The organism is Zobellia russellii (assembly GCF_018728565.1).
Lineage (GTDB): Bacteria > Bacteroidota > Bacteroidia > Flavobacteriales > Flavobacteriaceae > Zobellia > Zobellia russellii.
Genome location: NZ_JACSOI010000009.1, coordinates 15,739 through 36,450 on the forward strand (window position 1 = coordinate 15,739; position 20,712 = coordinate 36,450).

The window sequence follows — 20,712 nt, forward strand, 5'->3', positions numbered from 1 at the left end:
CAAGATAGATATCACTATCCAAGAACGTATTTTACCTCCGAAAATGAAAAATAAATTCCAAGCTATATCAAATAAAAAAAATGTTGGGTTACTAGCATTGCTCTTAACCTCTATGACCGCAATATCTCAAATTAAACACGGACTTAGAGATGATTCCGGCAGGCACGTTATTACACGGGGTTTTGTAATTAACACTAACGACCATAAAGGAGAAGTTTTTTTTGATTCTGACGATTATAAAAGAATGGTGCGTATGGGCGCCAACGCTCAGGTCATCCGTTTAGAGTTGGGCAAGTTAAGTTCCTTTCCTGGTGGAAGCCTAGACCAAACGTACTTAAAAAAACTAGACTCACTTGTTTCCCTAGGAAGAAACTCTGGCATGAAAACTGTCTTTAAGCTAACGGTCTACGGGGTTACCAGATTTTCATGGGAAGAGTTTTGGACAAACAAGAAAAATGAACACCAAACCTATATTAACGCTTGGAAAGTAATTTGGAAAAGATATGCGAACGATACCTCTGTTCTTGGCTATGACATTGTAAACGAGCCACGAAAATTGACCATGAATATTTCCTATGAGGATTTGACCAATACGTACTTAATACCATTATATCAAAAAATTATAGACGAAAGCCATAATATAAATCCTGATAAAAAGATATTGCTCCAATCCATTTTCATGAACAAAGGAGAAGGAATTGACAATAATCAATATGCAGAGATAACGGCACCCGTAAATCGGAAAAATATCATTTTCGCACCGCACATTTACCAAAACAAAATAGATTTCATCAAGCCTGTTATGGATAGGTTTGATAGGGAATCTGACATGCTTGAAGCGCCAATTTTAGTAGGCGAATGGGGCTTTCCCACCTTTGCTACTACAGACACTCTTACATCTGGTCACCTTGGCCAATTAGAGTACAGGGAGCTTTACATAAAAACAGCGGAGATTTTTGACCGCATGGGAATAGGTTCTATAAAAGCTTGGTTTTTAGGAAACCGAAGCATGCAAAACTTCCTTCCTGGCGGCCCATCTACATGGGCGATTTTTAGTGATGAAATGGATGCGGGAACAGTAGAACGAAAATATATTACTGACATTATTTCAAGACCTTTCCCTCAAATAATTGCCGGAGATATACAATCTTTCTTATACAATTTTGCGACGCGTACACTCAATTTAAAGATAAAATCCAATAATAGTAAAGGAGCCTCTAAAATTTTCATTGGAGCAGACCGGCATTACCCTGATGGTTTCTCAATTATTATCAACGATGATTTTATACTGTATCACAACCCATTAAAAAACATAGGTCTTGAAGTCTACAAATCTCCTGAAAACGGAAATCCATCCGATTTTATTTGGGACGACTATAGCCAACAATTGGTAGTGCTAAAATGGCCTGTGGATAATTCCATGCTGAACATTAAAATTGTACCGGGTCTTCGGAATTTTGGGACAGAGAAAAACTAAAATACTAATTAACTCAACAAGAACAACTCAAACTCGCTGAAAATGAAACACAAGACAAAGATCACCTCTTTACTCCTTATTATCCTAACCATGGTACTAACGGCCTTCAGCATAAAAAAGGCCCAGGTGTACCAGCTAGTTACAGAATACAAAACCAACCCTATTGGTATTGACGTCCTCAAACCCAGATTAAGTTGGCAATTGAACTCAGACGAGAGAAATGTGATCCAGACAGCTTATGAAATTCGCGTAGCGGACTCAAAGGTTAATCTGCAAGAAGGTAAAAATCTTATTTGGACTTCAGGAAAAGTTGAAAGTGACCAATCCGTAAACGTAATCTACGAAGGCCCTAAACTGCAATCTATGCAGCGAGTATATTGGCAAGTCCGGGTTTGGGACAACAAAAACAGAGCTTCGGCGTGGAGTACTCCCGCCTATTGGGAAATGGGTATTTTAGACAAAGCCCTATGGACTGCATCGTACATTGCTATGAACGACATTACTGCAGAAAAAAAATCACATCCGTCGCAGTACTTTAGAACGGAGTTCCAAACGAATAAAACCATTGTTTCGGCCAAGGTACAAGCCACTTCTTTGGGAGTCTATGAACTTTACCTGAACGGGAAAAAAGTAGGTAATGACCTTTTTACGCCTGGCTACACTACCTATAACAAAAGGTTGCAGTACCAGACCTACGATGTAACGAATATGCTGAGAGACAATAATGCCATAGGTGCTATTGTAGGCGATGGTTGGTATAGAGGAAACATAGGCTGGAAAGGCGATTATGCCTTTTACGGAAACCAACTTGCCCTTTTAGTACAATTACATATAAACTATGCCGATGGAAGTAGTGAAACTATAGTAAGTAATGGTGATTGGAAAGCATCTTACGGCCCTATACTTGAATCTGATATGTACAATGGTGAAAAATACGATGCCCGATTAGAAATGGACGGTTGGAATCAAAACGGATTTGATGATAGTAATTGGAAAAAAGTGGAAATCTTAGACCATTCCAAAGATATTCTGGTAGCGCCACAAGGACCTCCGGTAAGAGCAACTGAAGAAATAAAACCCAAAAAGCTCATTACCACCCCCAAAGGAGAGTTGGTATTGGATTTAGGACAAAACATAGTGGGCTGGGCCAGAATGAAGGTTAAAGGTCCTAAAGGCCATAAGGTGACCCTTAAATTTGCGGAAGTCCTTGATAAAGATGGTAATTTTTACACCAAAAACCTACGAGCAGCTGAGGCAACAGACAACTATATTTTAAAAGGTGAAGGAGAAGAAATTTTTGAACCACATTTTACCTCCCATGGTTTTAGATACATACAGGTTATAGATTACCCAGGTAACCTAAATCCTGACGCTATTACAGGAATTGTGATTCATTCGGATATCACGCCTACCGGAAGTTTTACAACTTCAGACCCAATGATCAATCAATTACAGAGTAATATTCAATGGGGACAACGAGACAACTTTTTAGATATTCCTACAGACTGTCCACAGCGCGATGAACGAGCGGGTTGGACAGGTGATGCTCAAGTTTTTAGCATGACTGCTGCTTTTAATTTTGACGTAGCTACATTTTATACAAAATGGTTAAAAGATTTAGCCTTGGACCAGCACGATAACGGATCCGTGACCAACGTAGTGCCTGACATTTTAACGGGAGGCAAGGGTGTTAGCGCTAAAGGTGGTGCCACTGGCTGGGCAGATGCCGCTGTAATAATACCTTGGACCGTATATCAATCATACGGCGATAAACGCATTTTGGAAGAGCAATACGACAGTATGAAAGGTTGGGTTGACTACATGGCCAAAAAATCTGGTGACGATTATTTATGGAACGACCCTAAACATTGGCATTGGGGAGACTGGTTAGCCTATAATGCGGACAAACCCGACTACAATGGTTCCGTAACCGAAAAAGATTTAATTGCTACCGCCTATGCTTATTATTCCACATCACTCTTTAGCAAAATAGCCGAAGTATTAGGAAAAACCGAAGACATTGAGAAATATGCTCAGCAAGCCAAAAACATAAAAAAAGCTTTTGTACAGGAGTATGTTACCCCAAACGGGCGTTTGGTCTCTCACACGCAAACAGCTTATGCAATGGCCCTTTCCTTTGATCTGATTCCTGAAAATTTAAAGAAAAAATCCGCTGAATACTTCGCTCAGGACGTGAAAAAATTCGGGCATTTGACTACAGGGTTTTTAGGGACTCCCCTACTCTGCACAACCCTTTCCAAAATAGGACGCGATGATTTGGCCTTTATGTTACTCAACAGAAAGGAATTTCCATCCTGGCTTTATCCAATAACCATGGGAGCCACTACTATTTGGGAACGATGGGACACGCAAAAACCTGACGGGACTATTATTGAAGGTATGAACAGTTTTAATCACTATTCGTACGGTGCCATTGGAGAATGGCTTTATACCCATGTAGGAGGATTGAGAATAGACCCTAAAAAACCAGGTTATAAACACATCATATTTGACCCTCACCCAGGTGGAGGGTTGACAGCTGCAAAGGCTGAATTCATATCCCTTTATGGAAAAATAAAATCTGACTGGGAGATAAAAGATGGCGAATTTCATTATGAAGTAACCATACCCGCTAATACTACCGCATCTGTAACGTTATCGGGAGCTACACTAGAAAACATTAAGCTAAACAGCGCTAAGTTAAAAGCCGAAATGCAAAAAAACTTAAAGCAAACACAGCAAGGTGTACAGCTTGAACTGGGTTCAGGAACTTACCGCTTTTCGTATCCTCAACCGGCTAAATAAAATTACCCATTACTATTTGGGAAGAACAACAAAGCCCAGCTTTTAAAGCTGGGCTTTGTTGTTCTCGGATAAATGTGGCAATAAGTTGGTACTAAAAATGTAATTGACCAAGATATGGAGCATAAAGAAAGTTACAAAGACCAAGCTCTGCCTCCCGATACTTCCTGTAAATCTACACATCCTTTTTGCGCGCCCGGAATAGGGTCATAGGCCAAGACCTCTTCCCCAATAATTTTACTGACTTTAAAAGCTTCTATTCCCCTGTTTCGTAATGAATTCAAAACAAAAAAATTAACCGCATCATCGGATAGTAGTTGAGCTCCCTCCTTTTCGGAGGCAGCTACCTCCATATTCCATTTCTTTTTATTCTCGGCATCAGCCTTAAAATAATGGGCCACCCTTTTTTCTATATCACCTTCCGTTAAATCAGTTGAAACGTTCTTTCCAGATTTTTCAAGGGTTGTAGACAAATACTGCTCTACACCTGCTTTAAATGCAGTTTTTTCTTTTTCCGTAGATATAACATCTAGATAGCCATCTATAAATTGGGCCAAGTTCAAATCTGTTGCTCCAGGCACATCTGGAGTCTTAGGTATCATTACCTCTAAGGTCTTTGAAACAATATCAGCTACATCGGGTGAAAAAAATACAGGGTTCCATGAAACCTTTTTTTCTTGGGTACAACTTTGAATAAGTGTGACTACGGCAGATGACATGGTTAAGGAACCTAGCGATAACCCAATGTTCTTTAGTGCTTTTCTTCTTTCCAAAACAGTTGTTTAAATATTCATTTTCTTTAATTCCTCTACAGCATGATTGGCTGCTCTTGCCGTTAGAGCCATGTATGTTAGTGAAGGATTTTGACATCCTGCAGAGGTCATACAAGCCCCATCGGTAACATATACATTAGGCACTTCATGCAGCTGGTTGTATTTATTCAAAACCGAAGTTTTTGGGTCCTTACCCATTCTAGCCGTACCCATTTCGTGAATACCGCCTCCCATGTACGATTCCCTTTTGTTGGCCCTGACATCTTTAAAGCCTGAATTTTCCAACATTTCTTGGGCCTGCTCTATCCAATCTTTTTTCATCCGTTTCTCGTTATCTTTGAACTCGGCATCAAAAACAATTGTAGGTAAACCGTAGTCATCAAGCTTATCATAATTTAATGACATATGGTTTTCATGATACGGCAATACTTCTCCAAAACCGCCTAAGTTAATTCGCCAACCTCCAGGTTCCAGCATGGCTGCTTTCAATTCTTCTCCGTAGGCATACTCAGGAATCAAAGTACTAAAGTCATTACGCCCGGCACTACCTTGGTATCCGTAACCCCGTATAAAATCTACTTTTTTAGAGGTGGAATCTACATTTCTAAACCTTGGTATATAAAACCCGTTAGGTCTTCGTCCTTTATAGTACTTATCATCATAGCCATCTATTTTTCCGCTTGCACCACCACCTAATTGGTGATCCATGATATTGTGTCCCAATTCACCACTGGCATTGCCCATACCGTTTGGAAAAACATCTGACTTTGATTGCATCAAAATTGCCGTAGAAGCCATGGACGAAGCACACAAGAAGACTATTTTAGATTTAAACTCTATTACTTCCTTAGTATTGGCGTCTACAATCTTGACTCCTGTAGCTTTTTTTGTTTCCTTGTCGTACAATACCTCGCAAACAATAGAATCTGGTCTTAGCGTCATATTTCCTGTAGCCTCTGCCATGGGAAGTGTTGATGAATTTGAGCTAAAATAACCACCGTACGGACACCCGCGTTTGCAACGGTTCCTGTATTGGCAGGTTCCTCTTCCTGCCCCCGGTTTTGACCCTTCCGTAATATGAGCAACCCTACCTATGGTTAGTACACGATCATCATATTTTTCAGAAATACCATTCTTTAAATGCTCTTCCACGCAATTGAGTTCCATAGGTTTTAAAAACACGCTGTCCGGTAAATGGGGCAACCCTAGGGCCTCTCCACTAATACCTACATGTTTTTCCACATGCTCATACCATGGCTTTAAATCTTTATATCGAATAGGCCAGTCTACACCAATACCATCTTTGACATTGGCTTCGAAATCCAAATCTGACCAACGATAGGTTTGCTTGCCCCATATGAGGGAACGGCCACCAACCTGTGTACCTCGAATCCAATCAAATCTTTTTGTTTCATCATAATCATATTTTGAATCGTCATTAAAAAAATGACGTGTGGTTTCATCAAAACCCCAACGCGATTGCTTTGGATATTTTTCCTTTATTTTAGCTGGGGTCTCACCTCCATTTGGTAAGTCCCACGGATCAAGGTTCATAGTTGGATAATCAACTACATGTTGTACCATTCTTCCACGTTCCAGAACTAAAGTTTTAAGCCCGTTCTCGCAAAGCTCTTTTGCTGCCCATCCTCCACTGACTCCGGTACCCACTACAATAGCATCAAAAGTTGTTGTTTCTGGTTTAATTGACATTTATCTTTTTATTAGATTATTTTAATTCTAACCACAAATAGTTTTGCTTGACTATTTTTATCGGTAATCAATCCAAAGCATTTTTTTTAAGTCATCAAAAAAATTGCTTAGAAAAGAATTTAAAATTAGGCTTTTGCATAAAAAAAGGTGTCCTGCACTGTACTGTAAAGCTCGTTTGAGATATGTTATACACGCCCTTTATAAAAACTCCTTATTAAAAAACCACGGCTGTGTAGAACAAAAATTATTGCCGTTAAAAAAGAAAATCCTACTATAAAAACAGACATCATATTTACATTACTCTTTCCCATAGCAAAGAGCCGTTACTAGGTATTGAACGTGATACATTAAACTATTTCCTTAATTACTCTATCACTTATAAAACGAATAATCAGTTCTAGGGAAACGTTCTCTCAGCAAGGTTTTCATTTTTGTCTCAACCCTTTTATGCGCTGTCTTGCCCGCAAGATTTTCCACAGCTATTGGATTGCCATCACTATGATTGTAAAGTTCTACTGATTTAACCTGTTGCGTTTGGCTATCTCGCCACTCCGTGTACCGCCATAAACCATCCGTAACGGTACAACCCATAATTTTCTCTCCTCTTGGATATAAACTATATGCACCATCATTCCACGTTACATCTGGATTTTTAAGTAACGGTAATAAACTCTTTCCGTCCAAATAAGGCATTTTTAGATTGCAGGCTTCCACAAGAGTGGGAAACAAATCAACATTTTCAACCAAGGCTTTTGACACCTGCATTTCTTGAGGGGCGCTACCATCGTAATTGTTGCTAATTATCAAAGGTACCCGTACATCCAATTCAAAATTGGTATGCTTACACCATGCTCCATACTCACCGATTTTATAGCCATGGTCACTCATAAAAACAACAAGGGTATTTTTTCTCAAATCTAAATCATTCAGCGTTGTCATTATCTTACCAACTTGAGCATCCATATAACTAATTGATGCATAATAGCCATGTATTAAATCTCTTGTAAGATTATCGTCTAAAGTACCTTCCTGGGGAATACCATAATAGGCACGTAGTTCGTTCCAATTCGTAAGGGCATTAGTGTACATATTTATAGGCTCATTCCGAGATGGTACTACGAACAAATCTTTATCATATAAATCCCAGTACTTTTTAGGTGCATTAAATGGTAAGTGAGGCTTTGTAAGTCCTACGAACATTACAAAATCATCATTCTTCAGTTCTTTTAAAGTTTGTATGGCATGTTGGGTTGCCCTGCCATCCTTATAACCTTCATCAGGTACATCTGCATTTTCAAAAGCAGGGCCTCTTGTGTTTTCTCGACCTTCCTTTTGAAATTTTTCGAAAAGCTCTAGATTGGATTGGCTTGCCCATGAGTTGGGTTCTTTTTGAGTAAAATTGGTCCAGCTTTCTATATCGTCCCTCCCATGATGGTAGACTTTACCAATACTTACGGTTTTATAACCATGCTCTTTAAAATATTTAGGCACCGTTAACATCTCCTTATGTACTGACCTAAGCGGGGTAAACAAATCATAAATACCAACGGTTTCGGGACGTAACCCAGTTAATATACTTATTCGTGATGGAGCGCAGATTCCTTGCTGGCTATAGGCACGGGTAAATAGTGTACCCTCACTGGCCAACTTATCAATATTAGGGCTTTTAACCATATCGTTTCCATAACAGCCCAATTCTGTTCTTAAATCGTCTATTAAAAATACTAGCACATTTTGCTTCTCCTGAGCCTTTATACTATGTAGGGTCATTATTAACAATAGAACACTCCAAATCGTGTTATTTTTCATTTTTGTAAACTTCAGTTAATTTGTCATTCGCTTAAAAAATCTTTGCCCCATTTTTCCCTTAAGTCTTTTGAAAGCGCCTTCACCTTTTCCCTATATTCGGGTTTCTCTGCCAAATTATCAAGTTCTAAAGAATCTGTTGAATGGTCAAATAACATTCTTGCGTAGGCAGTACCATCATCTTTGATCCATTCAGTATAAAATAAATCGCCTTTGATATATGTAACGGCATCTTTGAATTTACTTACTGCCCAATCTTTACTAGATTTTTCACCTTTTAAAAGAGGGACAAAACTTTTGCCTTGTACGGTTTTTGGAACATTTTCAATATCAACAAGTTCTGCAATACTTGGGTAAATATCTATATATTCTGTTATAGCATCTGTTGTTTGACCACTGGTTTTTCCTGGAACTTTTAGTAGTAAGGGTGTTCTTAAAGCCGTTTCAAATGTGACATGTTTACACCATAATTTATGATCTCCTAAATTCCAACCATGATCTCCCCAAAGAACAACTATTGTATCATCTTCTAAATCTAAGCGTTTTAACTCGTCTAATACCAAACCAATTTGCGCATCAACATAACTTACGCAAGCATAATAACCATGTATGAGTTCTTTTGCTAAATCATCAGGGATTTCCCCACTTTTAGGAATGTTGCCATAGTTACGCAATTCTCCAAAATTATGAAAGGCTTCTTTAGGGGTTGTTTCTGGTTGCTCATAATTTTGAGGTAATTCTATGTTGTTTCTATCATAAAGGTCCCAATATTTCTTTGGTGCAGTAAACGGTAGGTGTGGCTTCATAAAACCTAGAGCCAAGAAAAAAGGTTTTTTCTCGTTTTTCAGCAATTTTAGGTCGGCAATACCTTTTTGGGCAATTTTACCATCAAAATAAGCGGTGTCATTAACTTCTGCCATTTCAAATGCGGTAGCTCCTGCAACAGCTAGATTGGCATTTCCGTTTTCTTCAATATTTTTTTTAAGTTGATAATTACGAATATTACCGTCAGGAAACCAAATGGCATCCCAAGCTAAACTATCATCATCTATTTGATGATAAATTTTACCGTTTGATCGTGTTGTATAACCATTTTGTTTAAGAAACTTAGGTAATGAAGTAGCAAAGGGTACGTCTACATCTGCTCTAGTGCTATAATCAATGAAACGATTTCTTGTAGGTCTCATACCAGTAAGTATGCTTGCTCTTGATGCACCGCATACCGGTATATTACAATATGCTCGGTTAAAGACTAAACTTTCACTGGCCAATTTGTTCAAGTTTGGTGAAATTATGTGTTTGGCACCATAAAAATTTAATTCTGGGCGCAGATCATCAACTGCAATGAACAATATGTTTTTCGGTTTTTTATCTTGGGTTACAATAGGTTTATTATTTTCATTTTTACATGAAAATAATAAGGTTGCCAAAAATAATATGATATATAAAAATCTATTCATGTTAAATCTTTTATGTTTACCAATGTTCAATTATGGTATAGTCTTCTTTTTGCAATGTGTTTTTTAGTGAATCGGCAATTTGTCGTGTTGGCGTATCTTGATCCAACTTAAATCCTTTATTTCCACTAGGAGTTATAATGGGCATATTACCGGCGATTTTATTAAGAATATCGCCTTGAGAATTCATCCAAATGAACATTTTTTTTGAAAGGGTGTCTTTTACTGATTTTAATTCTTCAACATTTGCCAAGTTGTGCTGTTCAAATGGGTCGTTCTCAATATCATATAACTCTTCAAATGGTTCATTTTTAAATTTATTTGCCCCTCTTTTTATAAAGTAATCTACATATGTTTTTCCCGTGAGATTATTCTCTACTACCTCTAGAGAATTAAAGTTTCTAATGTATTTGTATTTCTTATTACGAATCATTCTTGAGGGGAAAATTTCTGAATTCAGTATATTTTGGTTGGTTCTAACACCGTATACATATTCATTTATTTCAACATCCTTACCCTGAAGTATTGGTAGAAAACTTTTGCCATCCATATCTGGCATAGCTTTTCCGCCTGCAATATCCAAAAAGGTGGGGAGTACATCTGTGTAATGAACAAGTTGGTCAGAGACTGTGCCGGCCTTTATTACCGTTGGCCAACGCATTACTAAGGGTACTTTAAGACCAATATCCTTAACAGTGAATTTGCCAGAAACACCATGATCTGCACTATAAATAAAAAGTGTATTGTTACTTAAATACGTGTCAACTAAATTTAAAACACGTTCTAGTTGCGTATTATCTTCTTTTATACTTCTATAGTAACCCGCTTTAGACTTTACATATTCGGGGTCTGTCTTTTTATCCTCATTAAATGGATAGAATTTAATATCCTCTGCTTTAGGGTTATCAACTTCAAAATATTTTCCGTGCGGATATTTTGAGGTTATGAACATACAAAATGGTTTAGTCTTATTTTTTAAATAATTTTCTATGCTATCTAACGGAATGTAATCTCTTGGTACGTTTTCCTTAGGTACTGGTTCCCATTCTCTATCCCATTGATAAACATTAGAGGGTTTTACATGACTTTTTCCGGCCAATACTACTTCATACCCCAATTTTTTCATGTGGTCGGTAACACTTTCAATGGTTGGTCTCGTAGCAGTATGATTGGCAAAACAACCATTCTTTAATGGATATTTTCCTGTAAAGAGTTGAGATCTACTTGGTGCACAAATTGCTTGACCGGTAAACGCATTTGTGAACAATAAACCTTCTTGGGCTAAACGGTCTACGGCAGTTGTATGTACTTTTTCATTACCATAGCAACCATAATCATATACATCTTGGTCATCTGCCAAATAGAAAATGATATTGGGTGCTTGTTCATTATTTGTTTCAGTTTTTTTTAAACGATTAGTCATATTCTTAGCGTTACTGCCACAAGAAACCAAACAGATAAATGCTAGGGACATAACAACTATTCGTTTTAGATTTTTCATTTTTTTATTCTATTGATATTTTAAAAGCTTTACTGTCTTTCTCAACATTGTTCCAATTGATGAATAAAGAAACCGAGCCTTTTTGGCTATGAATAATTTCTTGCGGTTGTGCATCTGGCCCAAACTCTGTTGGCTTTTTCCATTTCGAACCTATTGCAGGTATGGAATTAAAAAAGTAAAAGCCTTCTTTTTGTGGATACTTCCATGAAGCCATTTTTGAATTAAATCCGTTTACCGGATTCAATACACCAAGAATTAAGTCACTATTATTTTTAAAGCCTACGGAAACACTATCACTCATATAAAAAATGGCCCATTTCCAAGGAGCAAAACAACCTTCAAATTCAGGTTGATTATATACTTCACCAGGAATGTTAATTACTTTATCTCTTGCGTGAACATCATAAATACCACCTTCAATACGATTTTTCCAAATTCTAGCCGGCCCTTCTCCCAACCAGCGTTTACTTTTTACGGTCTTGGCGTTTACTTCCATACCTATGCCGGCATATTCGTAAAGACCATATTCTGGAGAGTATTCAAAATCTAGCTTTATTTCCCCTGAAGGCATTATGGTCCATTTTAATTCATCAAATCCATTCGTATTTTTGGTTTCGATAATGAAATGATTTCCTTCCTTTTTAACTGAAGCCTTTTTTTGCACTATTATTGTGTCTTTTTTGCTTATTGAATCTGTTCTTTTTGTGGCAACAAACGGAAAATTTTTGATGCTGGTTGATTTACCTTTTACCGCTATAGTTTTAAGCACACCATTATTATGGTCGAATAATAAAGTAGTACTACCTACATAAAACTGAAATGGATTATTTTGATCCTGAATAACTTTATTATTCTTAGAAGCTTGAAAATAAATGGTTTGTTGCTCTAGTATTAGTCGTTTTTCATAGACCATTACATTTTTGTTATCAAAAACTTGTATGGCCAAAGCATCAAATTTTGGTAGGTTCTTTGGTAGGTTTAATTTTAATGAACCTGTAGTATTCGGTAAAACATTGGGTGAGTTTGCCTTAGCTGTTGCAACAGTTCTATATCCTGAACTTGATGTATTGGGAGTTTCAAAAGCTATAAGTTGCCAATGAATCTGACATTCATTTAAATTGACAAAATCAAATTTATTTTGAACTGTTAGCTCTCCATTAAAATTCGATTTTATTTTTTCTTCTTTAATAATAACCGGTGACCATATTTCCCTGACGGCATAGTAACTACCTTCTTTTTCAGAATTAGGACCTACTATACCATCTGGTGCATTATTACCTTGATTAAACGGTTGGTTGTTCATATCTGTTCTTCTCAATCCTTCATCAAAAAGTGCCCATATCATTAATCCTCCACCAACCTTAGACTTTTCAATAGCGTTCCAATAGGTTTTTAAATTTGCGCCGCCGCCGCCATCATATAGGGCATGTAATGCTTCATTTGGTAGAACTATATGATTTTCATCAAACAAGCGTTTCTTTAATGTTTCGTAAGAGGGGTAGAAATTGGTTTTTACAATATCAAAACTGGGCGAATAGTTTTTAGAAATATCCCCTGTTTTGGTTTCGTTCTTTAAAGGTCTGCGTTTTTGAATATCCCATTTAGAAAAGTCCTCATCAAATTTTGGGTCATGCGCTAAGTGGTTTCCATTGCTCCAAAGAACAACAGATGGGTGGTTCACATCTCTTATTACTAATTCCTTTACAATTTTACTTCCTACTTCGTATGGGTACGGGTGTCTCCATCCAGGCAGTTCGTCCATTGCCATTAACCCTAAAGAATCGCATAAACTTAAAAATTCAGAATCTGGTGGGTAGTGACAAATGCGTACGGTATTAAAGTTCATTTCTTGCATAAGCCTAATGTTTTCCAACATATCTTGCTTTGATAACGATCGTCCTGTTTCTGGTCTAAAGCTATGCATGTTGGCACCTTTTAATAGAATCCTTTTTCCATTGAGGTAAAAGCCGTCATGGTCCCTAACTTCAAATGTTCTAAAACCAAATTTTTGCTTGTAAGTATGTATTATTTGATTTTTAGATTTAATTGAAACTTCAACACTATAAAGATTTGGGTATTCATGAGACCACAATTCAATATTTTTAAAATTGGCTCTTAATCGTGTTTTGTTTTTGAGTAATTCTTTAGAAAAAGGTCTCCCAATTTTTTGATGACTAGCATCAAACAGTTGAGCTTCGACCATTAATTTACTCATAGACTCGTCTGTAAAAACATCCATTTGAAAATCGCCGTTCATTTGTGCGTCTATGGCAACTCTTTCAATATAATTTTGGGGTACTTCTTCTATAAAAACTGGTCTAAAAATGCCACCAAAAAGCCAATAGTCCGCAATACGTTCAGCTTTTACAACTTGTGGGTGTTTTGCTGGTTTAAGTACTTCAACCTCTAACAGATTATCACCATTTTTGAGAACCTCGGTTATTTCATATTTAAACTCTGTAAAGCCGCCAACATGCGTGGCGCCTACTTTTTTACGGTTCAAGCTTACCGTAGTTTCTGTCATTGAGCCTTGAAAAACTATAAAATATCGTTTGTTAGCTTCAGTTGAAAACTTGAAATTATGACGGTAAAATCCCACTTCGGGATTTGTTTTAAAATCTTCAGGATCCTTTCCGTAAGTATAATAGCCAAAACCTTTTGTTTCCCAATTAGATGGCACAGGTATTGTGGTCCAATACCCACTATTTCTACCTACGGATATTTTAAAACCCCAGTCTATTGCTGTGTCGGCATATGTTCCGGACAAATAGGTTTTGGTTTGAGCATGAATATTATATAAAAAAAAAGCCTGAAACAGAATTATATTTATTATAGTTTTTTTCATGTTATTTATCTTAACTATTTAATCTCAAAATTGTAATCTTAAATCCTCGTAATCACTCCATCATATATATCCTTCCCAAATATTTTATAAAAAAAACGGAATTATATTCCCGAGGCAGTTTATGCTATTTATTAACAAATCGAGAAACTTATTTGTAATAATTTCTTGCATACTTAAACCTTTAGGCTAATGCTCTTTTCAATTAAACCATTGTTCACTCTATGTATGGTTCCTTACAGTATTCTTGGGTTTTCATACCAAATAACCCCTAATCCTTGGCTATTTTCTCCATAATTCTCTTCGCAAGTCAGTACATCTAAATCCCCATCGCCATCTAAATCTATCAATTCGACTCTATCATATTTGATGCCTTCTAACCCGCTTATGTTATGCCATTCCCATATAGATTCGATAGGCTTGTCCTTATAGGATAACCAATAAATTCCGGATTGACCGTCTTTTTCAAAAGTGTTCGATGTGTATACGACATCTAATTTTCCATCTTTATTAATATCTCCAACCTTTACAGCCTTTGCTCTACCGGTTGTTTCAGGAATATCAATATTAAAAGTATCCCAGTTTAAACCTGTATTGTCCAATCGTCTCATAAAAACAATTTTTTGGTTGGTATATTCTGCAGCAATAGCATCCTCTAATTGATCACCATCTATATCTGCTAAATCCATAAACATCACTCTTACGTTTTTAGCCCCAATAAAATGGCTTTTCCAGAACTTTTTTTGCTTCCTTCTTTTTCCTGGGTTTTCTAACCAACGTACTCCATTTGTTGCCCCTATATTTCTATCGGAAACTACAATATCTAAATCTCCGTCACCATCCATATCTCTTGATATAATAGACATCACCCAAGTAGCATTACTAATGGGATAATATTTCCAATCATCCATATTTCTTGGATTCTTGGGTGCTTGAAACCAACCTATTTGTGCATTATTGTTTTTAGATCCGACTACAATATCTAGCCCATTCTTAGCATCTATTTGCATGGGAACTGCAAACATCCACTGTGTAATGTTCTCTGAAACAGGAATAACTTCTGATTTCCATTTGGAAGCGTCTAAATAATTATCCTTATTAGCAGGTGCCCAATTGATGTATACTTTTTGATGCTTCCACTCTGTACTACTAATAACATCTATAGCGCCGTCATTATCAACATCTGCAAAAACCGCGTCTTCTATCGAGACTGTTTTGCCTACAACTACAAAAGGCCACTGTTGTTTTGCTTTTTTATACCCTGGGTGTAGATATACTTTCGTATATCCGCCTTCTTCCCAACCAGTAGTAATATCTTGTAGCCCATCATTATTTACATCTTTAAGCCTTACACCATCTGCTCCACTTAGAGAATTGTCTATTATATGTCGTTGCCAATTCTTATTTTTAGTTTTATCCGTATTAAATTTAGAGTTGCTCACTAGAGGCAATGGCATTTGTCCGATGACGCCATTTTCCAATACTGCAAGAAATAAAATAAAAAAGGCTTGAATTTTTATTTTCATTCTTTTTATCGAACTGATATCCAAAAGGTTGATTTAACTGGTTTTAATGTGAGTTTACTTTTTGTAAACTCTTGATTGTTGATTTTTAAGTGAATAAGGTTTTCTATTTGTTGAATGTCTCCATTATGAGGGTCTGCCATAAATAGGTTGTGTTTACCCTTTAGTGTAACCTCTGTAGTAATGGTTTCGTCACTAGAATTAGAAAAGAAATAAAAATCTTTTCCGTCTTTTATTTTATGTATATAATTAAATTTGCCCATATCTGTAGACAGTTTTGGATTTGGGTTGAATGCAACATCTGTGAATACACTTGTTTTTATAGCTTCATATAACCTATGTTCATTTGCTTTGGAAATATGAATAGCTTTCCCCCCTGCCAGATTATCGTTAATTTGAATTTCAGCCATATCTGTAGCATCACTATTCACATTGAATATTTCAAGTATCAACTGCTTAATTTTTTCATCTTGACCCATTTCTGAAGATTTAAAAGGCAACTGTCCGGCAGAGATTACCAAACCACCTTTGTCGTAAAATTTCTTTATTTTCTCCAATGTTTTCAATGAGATAATTTTGCAACCGGTAAGTATGAGTGCATCGTACTTTTGCTTATTTTCATGATTGTTCAAGAGCACAGAACCATTAGCTATTTCATATTTACTATCCAAAAAGTACTCAGGATGTATAAAGGTGAAATCTTGTCGCAGGTCGTTGGTCAACAAACCACTGATTTCTTGGTAATTTGTTTCTGGGGAAATGAAAAAACCCTGTCGTGGATTTTTAGGATCTTCAAAACGGTACCAACCGGCCAATTCTTCAAAGGGATACAATACACCAATATTCGCTACCCGTTTCCCGCCTTGTAATAACATGCAAGACCTGCCTACGAAATTGGAATAATCAGATAGGGCAGGAGCCAACTTTTCACTGTATGGGGAAACTAAAGGTGAAATGTAAACTTGATCGGGGTTATACCACATACCGTGAGGAATCACAAAATTCACGCCACGGGAGAAAAGGTCCATAGCAGATCTGTAAAGCATTAACGAATCAAATGTTTTTTCTTTATAAGCCCCGTATATTTCCGTGGCTACTACCGGTTTGTCATAATAATCTGCTGCCGAACTAATAAGTTTATGTCCGTTTTGTCCGAATTGATATCCAATGATGGCATCGGTCAAGGGAATAGCGGTATGCCTATAAAATTTAAAAATATCCGCATTCATATCAATTGGTGTTGGGTCATAATTTCCTGGTGGGTGCCCTGTATCTTTCAGTCCGTTTTTTTTTGTCCATTCCCCAACTAATTTGGGGAAACCTTCGGCCAGTAATTCTGCACGTGTATTGAAAAAGGCATGGCGTACAGCTTCTGTTTCCGGACCTATATTGTACCATAATGCGGGATACCATGGTTTTGGGTCATACCCGTTCAATTCCTCAAATTTATCATTGAAAAGACCTGTCCAGGTTCTTGGGTGTTTCCAAAAGCCTACATCATCGAAGAAGGTCATTTTAATGGTGTTGCCAAAATAGGATCCAAAGTTCTCTTTATATACATCGTAGGTCATACTTATCATTTCCCTGACCGCTGTAGTGTCCATATAATCTACTACAGGAAATGCTTTATGATAACTATCCTTGACCAAGGTAAAGTACATGATTTTCCATGATCCCTTGGGTACTTTCCATGCTAATATCCCATTCTTGATGTAATCGTTCAGTACAATTCGCTCCAAGGTCTTTGGGTTCATTGCAACTGTGGAAAGTAATTTGCCATTTGGTATCTTATCCTTGAAATTTGAAGGTCCATTTGCCAATTTTTCCACTTTATCTAAACGTTTCATGGTATGTTGGGGAAACAGTTCGCCCATTTTACCTCCTGCCATTCCACTAGGAAAATCGTTGTCATCGTATAAAATAACTTGCATATCCAATTCTTCAGCAGTATTTATAACATCCTGAAAACGGTTTATATATTGGGGAGTAAGAAACTTAGGCATGGTACCGGGTTTCCCGTTTTTTTTTGGGGCTAAAGGCAGAACACTTATTCCTGAAAAACCAGCCAGTTCCTTGGCATCTTTCATTTGCTTTTGAATACCTTGGGTGGTGAGCTCGCCATTCATATGCCAAAAAGGCATGGGTTTATAGGCCGATGGTGGATTCTCAAAATCTTGTACAAAATTTGCAGATAGGACAGTGTTGTCTGATTGGCAAGAATTAAATAATAGGCCAAGTGATATAACAAGGATTGATTTCCAAATACGATGTTCATATGACATAGCCATACAATAGTTTTATAGGTTTCTTAATATTCCTTTTTGTTCTTGGTTGGATTTCAGCTCCTGTGTATTGAACTTAAGTAGTTCACCTTGCCCTATGTAAAGGGTGACTTTGGAAGTGTTTTTAACGACGGTCTTACGTACAATCCCGAATCGCCCTTTGAAATACAGGTTCAATTCATCATTTTTATAAATGGCATTGTCCCTGTCCTGTACAATGATAATGTCGGTTATAAGCGAATCTTCAACTTTGGATGTTACTACAGCACCGATTACCTTATCCTGATCCCATAAAGGATCCACTTTTTGAACACTGGCATTGTTTTGGGTAGAAGGTTCAAATATTCCAATATAGGGTCTATCCCAAGCTTCACCCTGTTGCCTAACGGCCAATACTTGCGTCTTTTTATCTATATACCCGTTTTTTGCTTCGCGAGTTGGAGGTGCCAATGCTTTGGTGTATTCCCTAGAAACTCCTTCTGGAACAAATAGGTGCATGTAAGTATTGTCAAATTCAATATCAAACCTAACCTTTATTCCTTTTTTAGTAGCCTTAGTTGATTGTGTGTCCTCATAATAACGCCATCCGGGAGACTTCACTACGTCACCAATGTCATTTTGATAGCGGTCTGTTTTTTTTAGTGCCAATTCCTGATTTTCCAAAGTAAAAATTTGAGTTCTATCGCCTATATTATGATAGACATAATCATGGAATTTATTCTCATCATTGGATTTAGAGCGAAACATATCAAAATAATATCCCGTAGTTGCGCTAGTTCTTATAATACTTAAGGTACGTTCCTGTTTTGTATTGTTTACGGTATCATCCAAGAATTGAGTAGCAAAATTGAACTCTTTGGATATTCTTTCTTCCAAATGCTTGGGTTCCGCTGCGATATTTACCGTTTTATTCTGCCAAACATTAGCCTTGCCCTTCCATGAACCCTCGTCCCGCCCATGGGAAGAACCGTTCACAATTACTGTATTATTTCCCGCGTATAATCTGAAATAGTGTTCGTGCAAAGGAATTTTTCGCTCAGGAACAGAAGCCGGCAGACCTGCATTGGGCGCCATTATATAGCCCGCTCCATACAATTCCATACTTATTCCAGTAAGGTGACTATGTACGTAGTGAGCTCCGCCTATAATACCGCATAATCCATACGTTTCATTATTTTCTTCTACATAATTTCGTTGAAGAGCTATACCCGCATGGTCTACAATAACGGTGGCTTTATCCAAGTTAACCGAGTCTTTTATTTTTTTGGGTACGGACTGCCCCCAAAATAGCTCCAACAAATTAAAATTATCAAAGATACTACCTGTGGATAGGTTTGGTCTATGACCTCCATTGGCCTCATAAGAATTTTTAAGAGCTAATTCTGCTTTGTTTTGCAATGTCTTATATCCTTTTCTTGATGCAAGGTTCAATGTGTATCTATACAAATCCCCTGTAAAGTCATTATACCGTTTTGAATCTCCGTATCTAACAAAGGTCCTGTTGGGGTGCCGTAAATAATCGAATAGAAAGTTTCCTTCAAGAACATGTTTATAATCTGCCGTTACGTTCATTTCCGGTTTTACACGATCTACAATATTCAACACCATCGTAATAATGGGCATAAAACTGTAGCTAAGTGATTCCGGCCAAATTCCTTGCCCCGAGAACATAGGCAAAATGGTATTCTTGAACGAGTTTTGATGAGCTGTACCCTTCTCCCAAAAAGTTTTGAACAGACGCTCACGTTCCATGTCATCTTCAATACATAAAATTCCAAATAGTGCTCCAGGTGCGGTAAGTATAGGATGGTTGGAAACTCTCTTACCATGTACATCTGGCTTTCCATATTCTTGCAGAACATTGCCTACCATATTGGCAATTGCCTTTTGTGCTTTAGTATTATCAAAAGCAACTAAGTGACCCTTGTCTTTATCAAAGACCTTTACATTTTTTTGCTTTAAATAATTGTAGATAAAATCGTAGGCTACGGCAAATGGGGCATATGTAGTTCTTGGATCAAAAAAAGCATACCCGCATATAGTAGTGGTTTCGGGCGTTTTAATAGACAAAACATCTGTGTACACGGCTAAAATATCAGCTGCAAACTGTGCATATTTTTCATCTTGTGTTATGAAATATAGCGCTCCTGCATTAGCCGCTAGAGACAATACCTCGTTATGCGCAGCTGCTATTGGGCCGGCTTCTCTTTCTTTGTTCTCATGGTCATGAACCGCAAACGCGGGTATTCTATTTAAAATAATCAACGGATGGGTCTGATGAACTTCCAAAGCTCCATCTACATGTTCATGCAATTGAGAGACGACACTTTCTGCCCAATCATATTTTTTAATTTTCTCTAAAACAAAATCTCTTTCCTGTTGTGTTGTATAAATTATGGGATGTTGCAATGACTGCCCCTTAACCGTAATTGCCGTTAAAAAGAGAACTATAGAAATCCCTTTAAGAAATAGTTGATTTATCAAATAACATCCTGTAAGAGATTCTATACTAGATTTTCCCATGCTCCATATTAAGTTT

At 37.2% G+C, this 20,712-nt stretch carries 11 protein-coding genes; 2 read left to right on the plus strand and 9 right to left on the minus strand.

Annotated features, from left to right (window positions below; genetic code table 11):
• The first annotated feature begins 43 nt into the window (after positions 1-43).
• Complete coding sequence (locus H9565_RS17420) at positions 44-1,477, plus strand: cellulase family glycosylhydrolase (protein WP_215441586.1); 1,434 nt, start codon at positions 44-46, stop codon at positions 1,475-1,477.
• Between the two features lie 42 nt (positions 1,478-1,519).
• Positions 1,520-4,282: a glycoside hydrolase family 78 protein gene (locus tag H9565_RS17425; RefSeq protein ID WP_215441588.1), complete on the plus strand. Its 2,763-nt coding sequence runs from the start codon at positions 1,520-1,522 to the stop codon at positions 4,280-4,282.
• Positions 4,283-4,413: 131 nt separating this feature from the next.
• Here H9565_RS17425 and H9565_RS17430 read toward each other — a convergent pair whose 3' ends face one another.
• The 9 genes from H9565_RS17430 to H9565_RS17470 form a co-directional block, all read right to left on the minus strand.
• On the minus strand, positions 4,414-5,052 hold the full coding sequence (locus H9565_RS17430; RefSeq protein WP_215441590.1) for a gluconate 2-dehydrogenase subunit 3 family protein: 639 nt from the start codon (positions 5,050-5,052) through the stop codon (positions 4,414-4,416).
• Positions 5,053-5,061: 9 nt separating this feature from the next.
• A complete protein-coding gene (locus tag H9565_RS17435) occupies positions 5,062-6,762 on the minus strand; it encodes a GMC oxidoreductase (protein WP_215441592.1) in 1,701 nt (566 codons plus the stop codon).
• Between the two features lie 372 nt (positions 6,763-7,134).
• On the minus strand, positions 7,135-8,571 hold the full coding sequence (locus tag H9565_RS17440) for a sulfatase (protein WP_215441594.1): 1,437 nt from the start codon (positions 8,569-8,571) through the stop codon (positions 7,135-7,137).
• Between the two features lie 23 nt (positions 8,572-8,594).
• On the minus strand, positions 8,595-10,028 hold the full coding sequence (locus tag H9565_RS17445; protein ID WP_215441596.1) for a sulfatase: 1,434 nt from the start codon (positions 10,026-10,028) through the stop codon (positions 8,595-8,597).
• Between the two features lie 16 nt (positions 10,029-10,044).
• Complete coding sequence (locus tag H9565_RS17450) at positions 10,045-11,526, minus strand: sulfatase family protein (RefSeq protein WP_215441599.1); 1,482 nt, start codon at positions 11,524-11,526, stop codon at positions 10,045-10,047.
• Positions 11,527-11,530: 4 nt separating this feature from the next.
• Positions 11,531-14,371 (minus strand): glycoside hydrolase family 2 protein, encoded by a 2,841-nt coding sequence (locus H9565_RS17455; protein WP_215441600.1) that lies wholly within the window; start codon positions 14,369-14,371, stop codon positions 11,531-11,533.
• Positions 14,372-14,604: 233 nt separating this feature from the next.
• Complete coding sequence (locus tag H9565_RS17460; protein WP_215441602.1) at positions 14,605-15,894, minus strand: FG-GAP repeat domain-containing protein; 1,290 nt, start codon at positions 15,892-15,894, stop codon at positions 14,605-14,607.
• A 5-nt stretch (positions 15,895-15,899) separates the two neighbouring features.
• Complete coding sequence (locus H9565_RS17465; RefSeq protein WP_215441604.1) at positions 15,900-18,179, minus strand: glycosyl hydrolase; 2,280 nt, start codon at positions 18,177-18,179, stop codon at positions 15,900-15,902.
• 9 nt (positions 18,180-18,188) lie between these two features.
• Positions 18,189-20,696, minus strand: coding sequence for a hypothetical protein (locus H9565_RS17470; RefSeq protein WP_215441606.1), 2,508 nt, complete (start codon positions 20,694-20,696; stop codon positions 18,189-18,191).
• Positions 20,697-20,712 lie beyond the last annotated feature (16 nt).

Coding starts and splice junctions, on each gene's coding strand:
- H9565_RS17420 (WP_215441586.1), top strand. CDS start 44: ATGAAAAATAAATTCCAAGCTATATCAAATAAAAAAAATGTTGGGTTA.
- H9565_RS17425 (WP_215441588.1), top strand. CDS start 1,520: ATGAAACACAAGACAAAGATCACCTCTTTACTCCTTATTATCCTAACC.
- H9565_RS17435 (WP_215441592.1), bottom strand. CDS start 6,762: ATGTCAATTAAACCAGAAACAACAACTTTTGATGCTATTGTAGTGGGT.
- H9565_RS17440 (WP_215441594.1), bottom strand. CDS start 8,571: ATGAAAAATAACACGATTTGGAGTGTTCTATTGTTAATAATGACCCTA.
- H9565_RS17445 (WP_215441596.1), bottom strand. CDS start 10,028: ATGAATAGATTTTTATATATCATATTATTTTTGGCAACCTTATTATTT.
- H9565_RS17450 (WP_215441599.1), bottom strand. CDS start 11,526: ATGAAAAATCTAAAACGAATAGTTGTTATGTCCCTAGCATTTATCTGT.
- H9565_RS17455 (WP_215441600.1), bottom strand. CDS start 14,371: ATGAAAAAAACTATAATAAATATAATTCTGTTTCAGGCTTTTTTTTTA.
- H9565_RS17460 (WP_215441602.1), bottom strand. CDS start 15,894: ATGAAAATAAAAATTCAAGCCTTTTTTATTTTATTTCTTGCAGTATTG.
- H9565_RS17465 (WP_215441604.1), bottom strand. CDS start 18,179: ATGGCTATGTCATATGAACATCGTATTTGGAAATCAATCCTTGTTATA.
- H9565_RS17470 (WP_215441606.1), bottom strand. CDS start 20,696: ATGGGAAAATCTAGTATAGAATCTCTTACAGGATGTTATTTGATAAAT.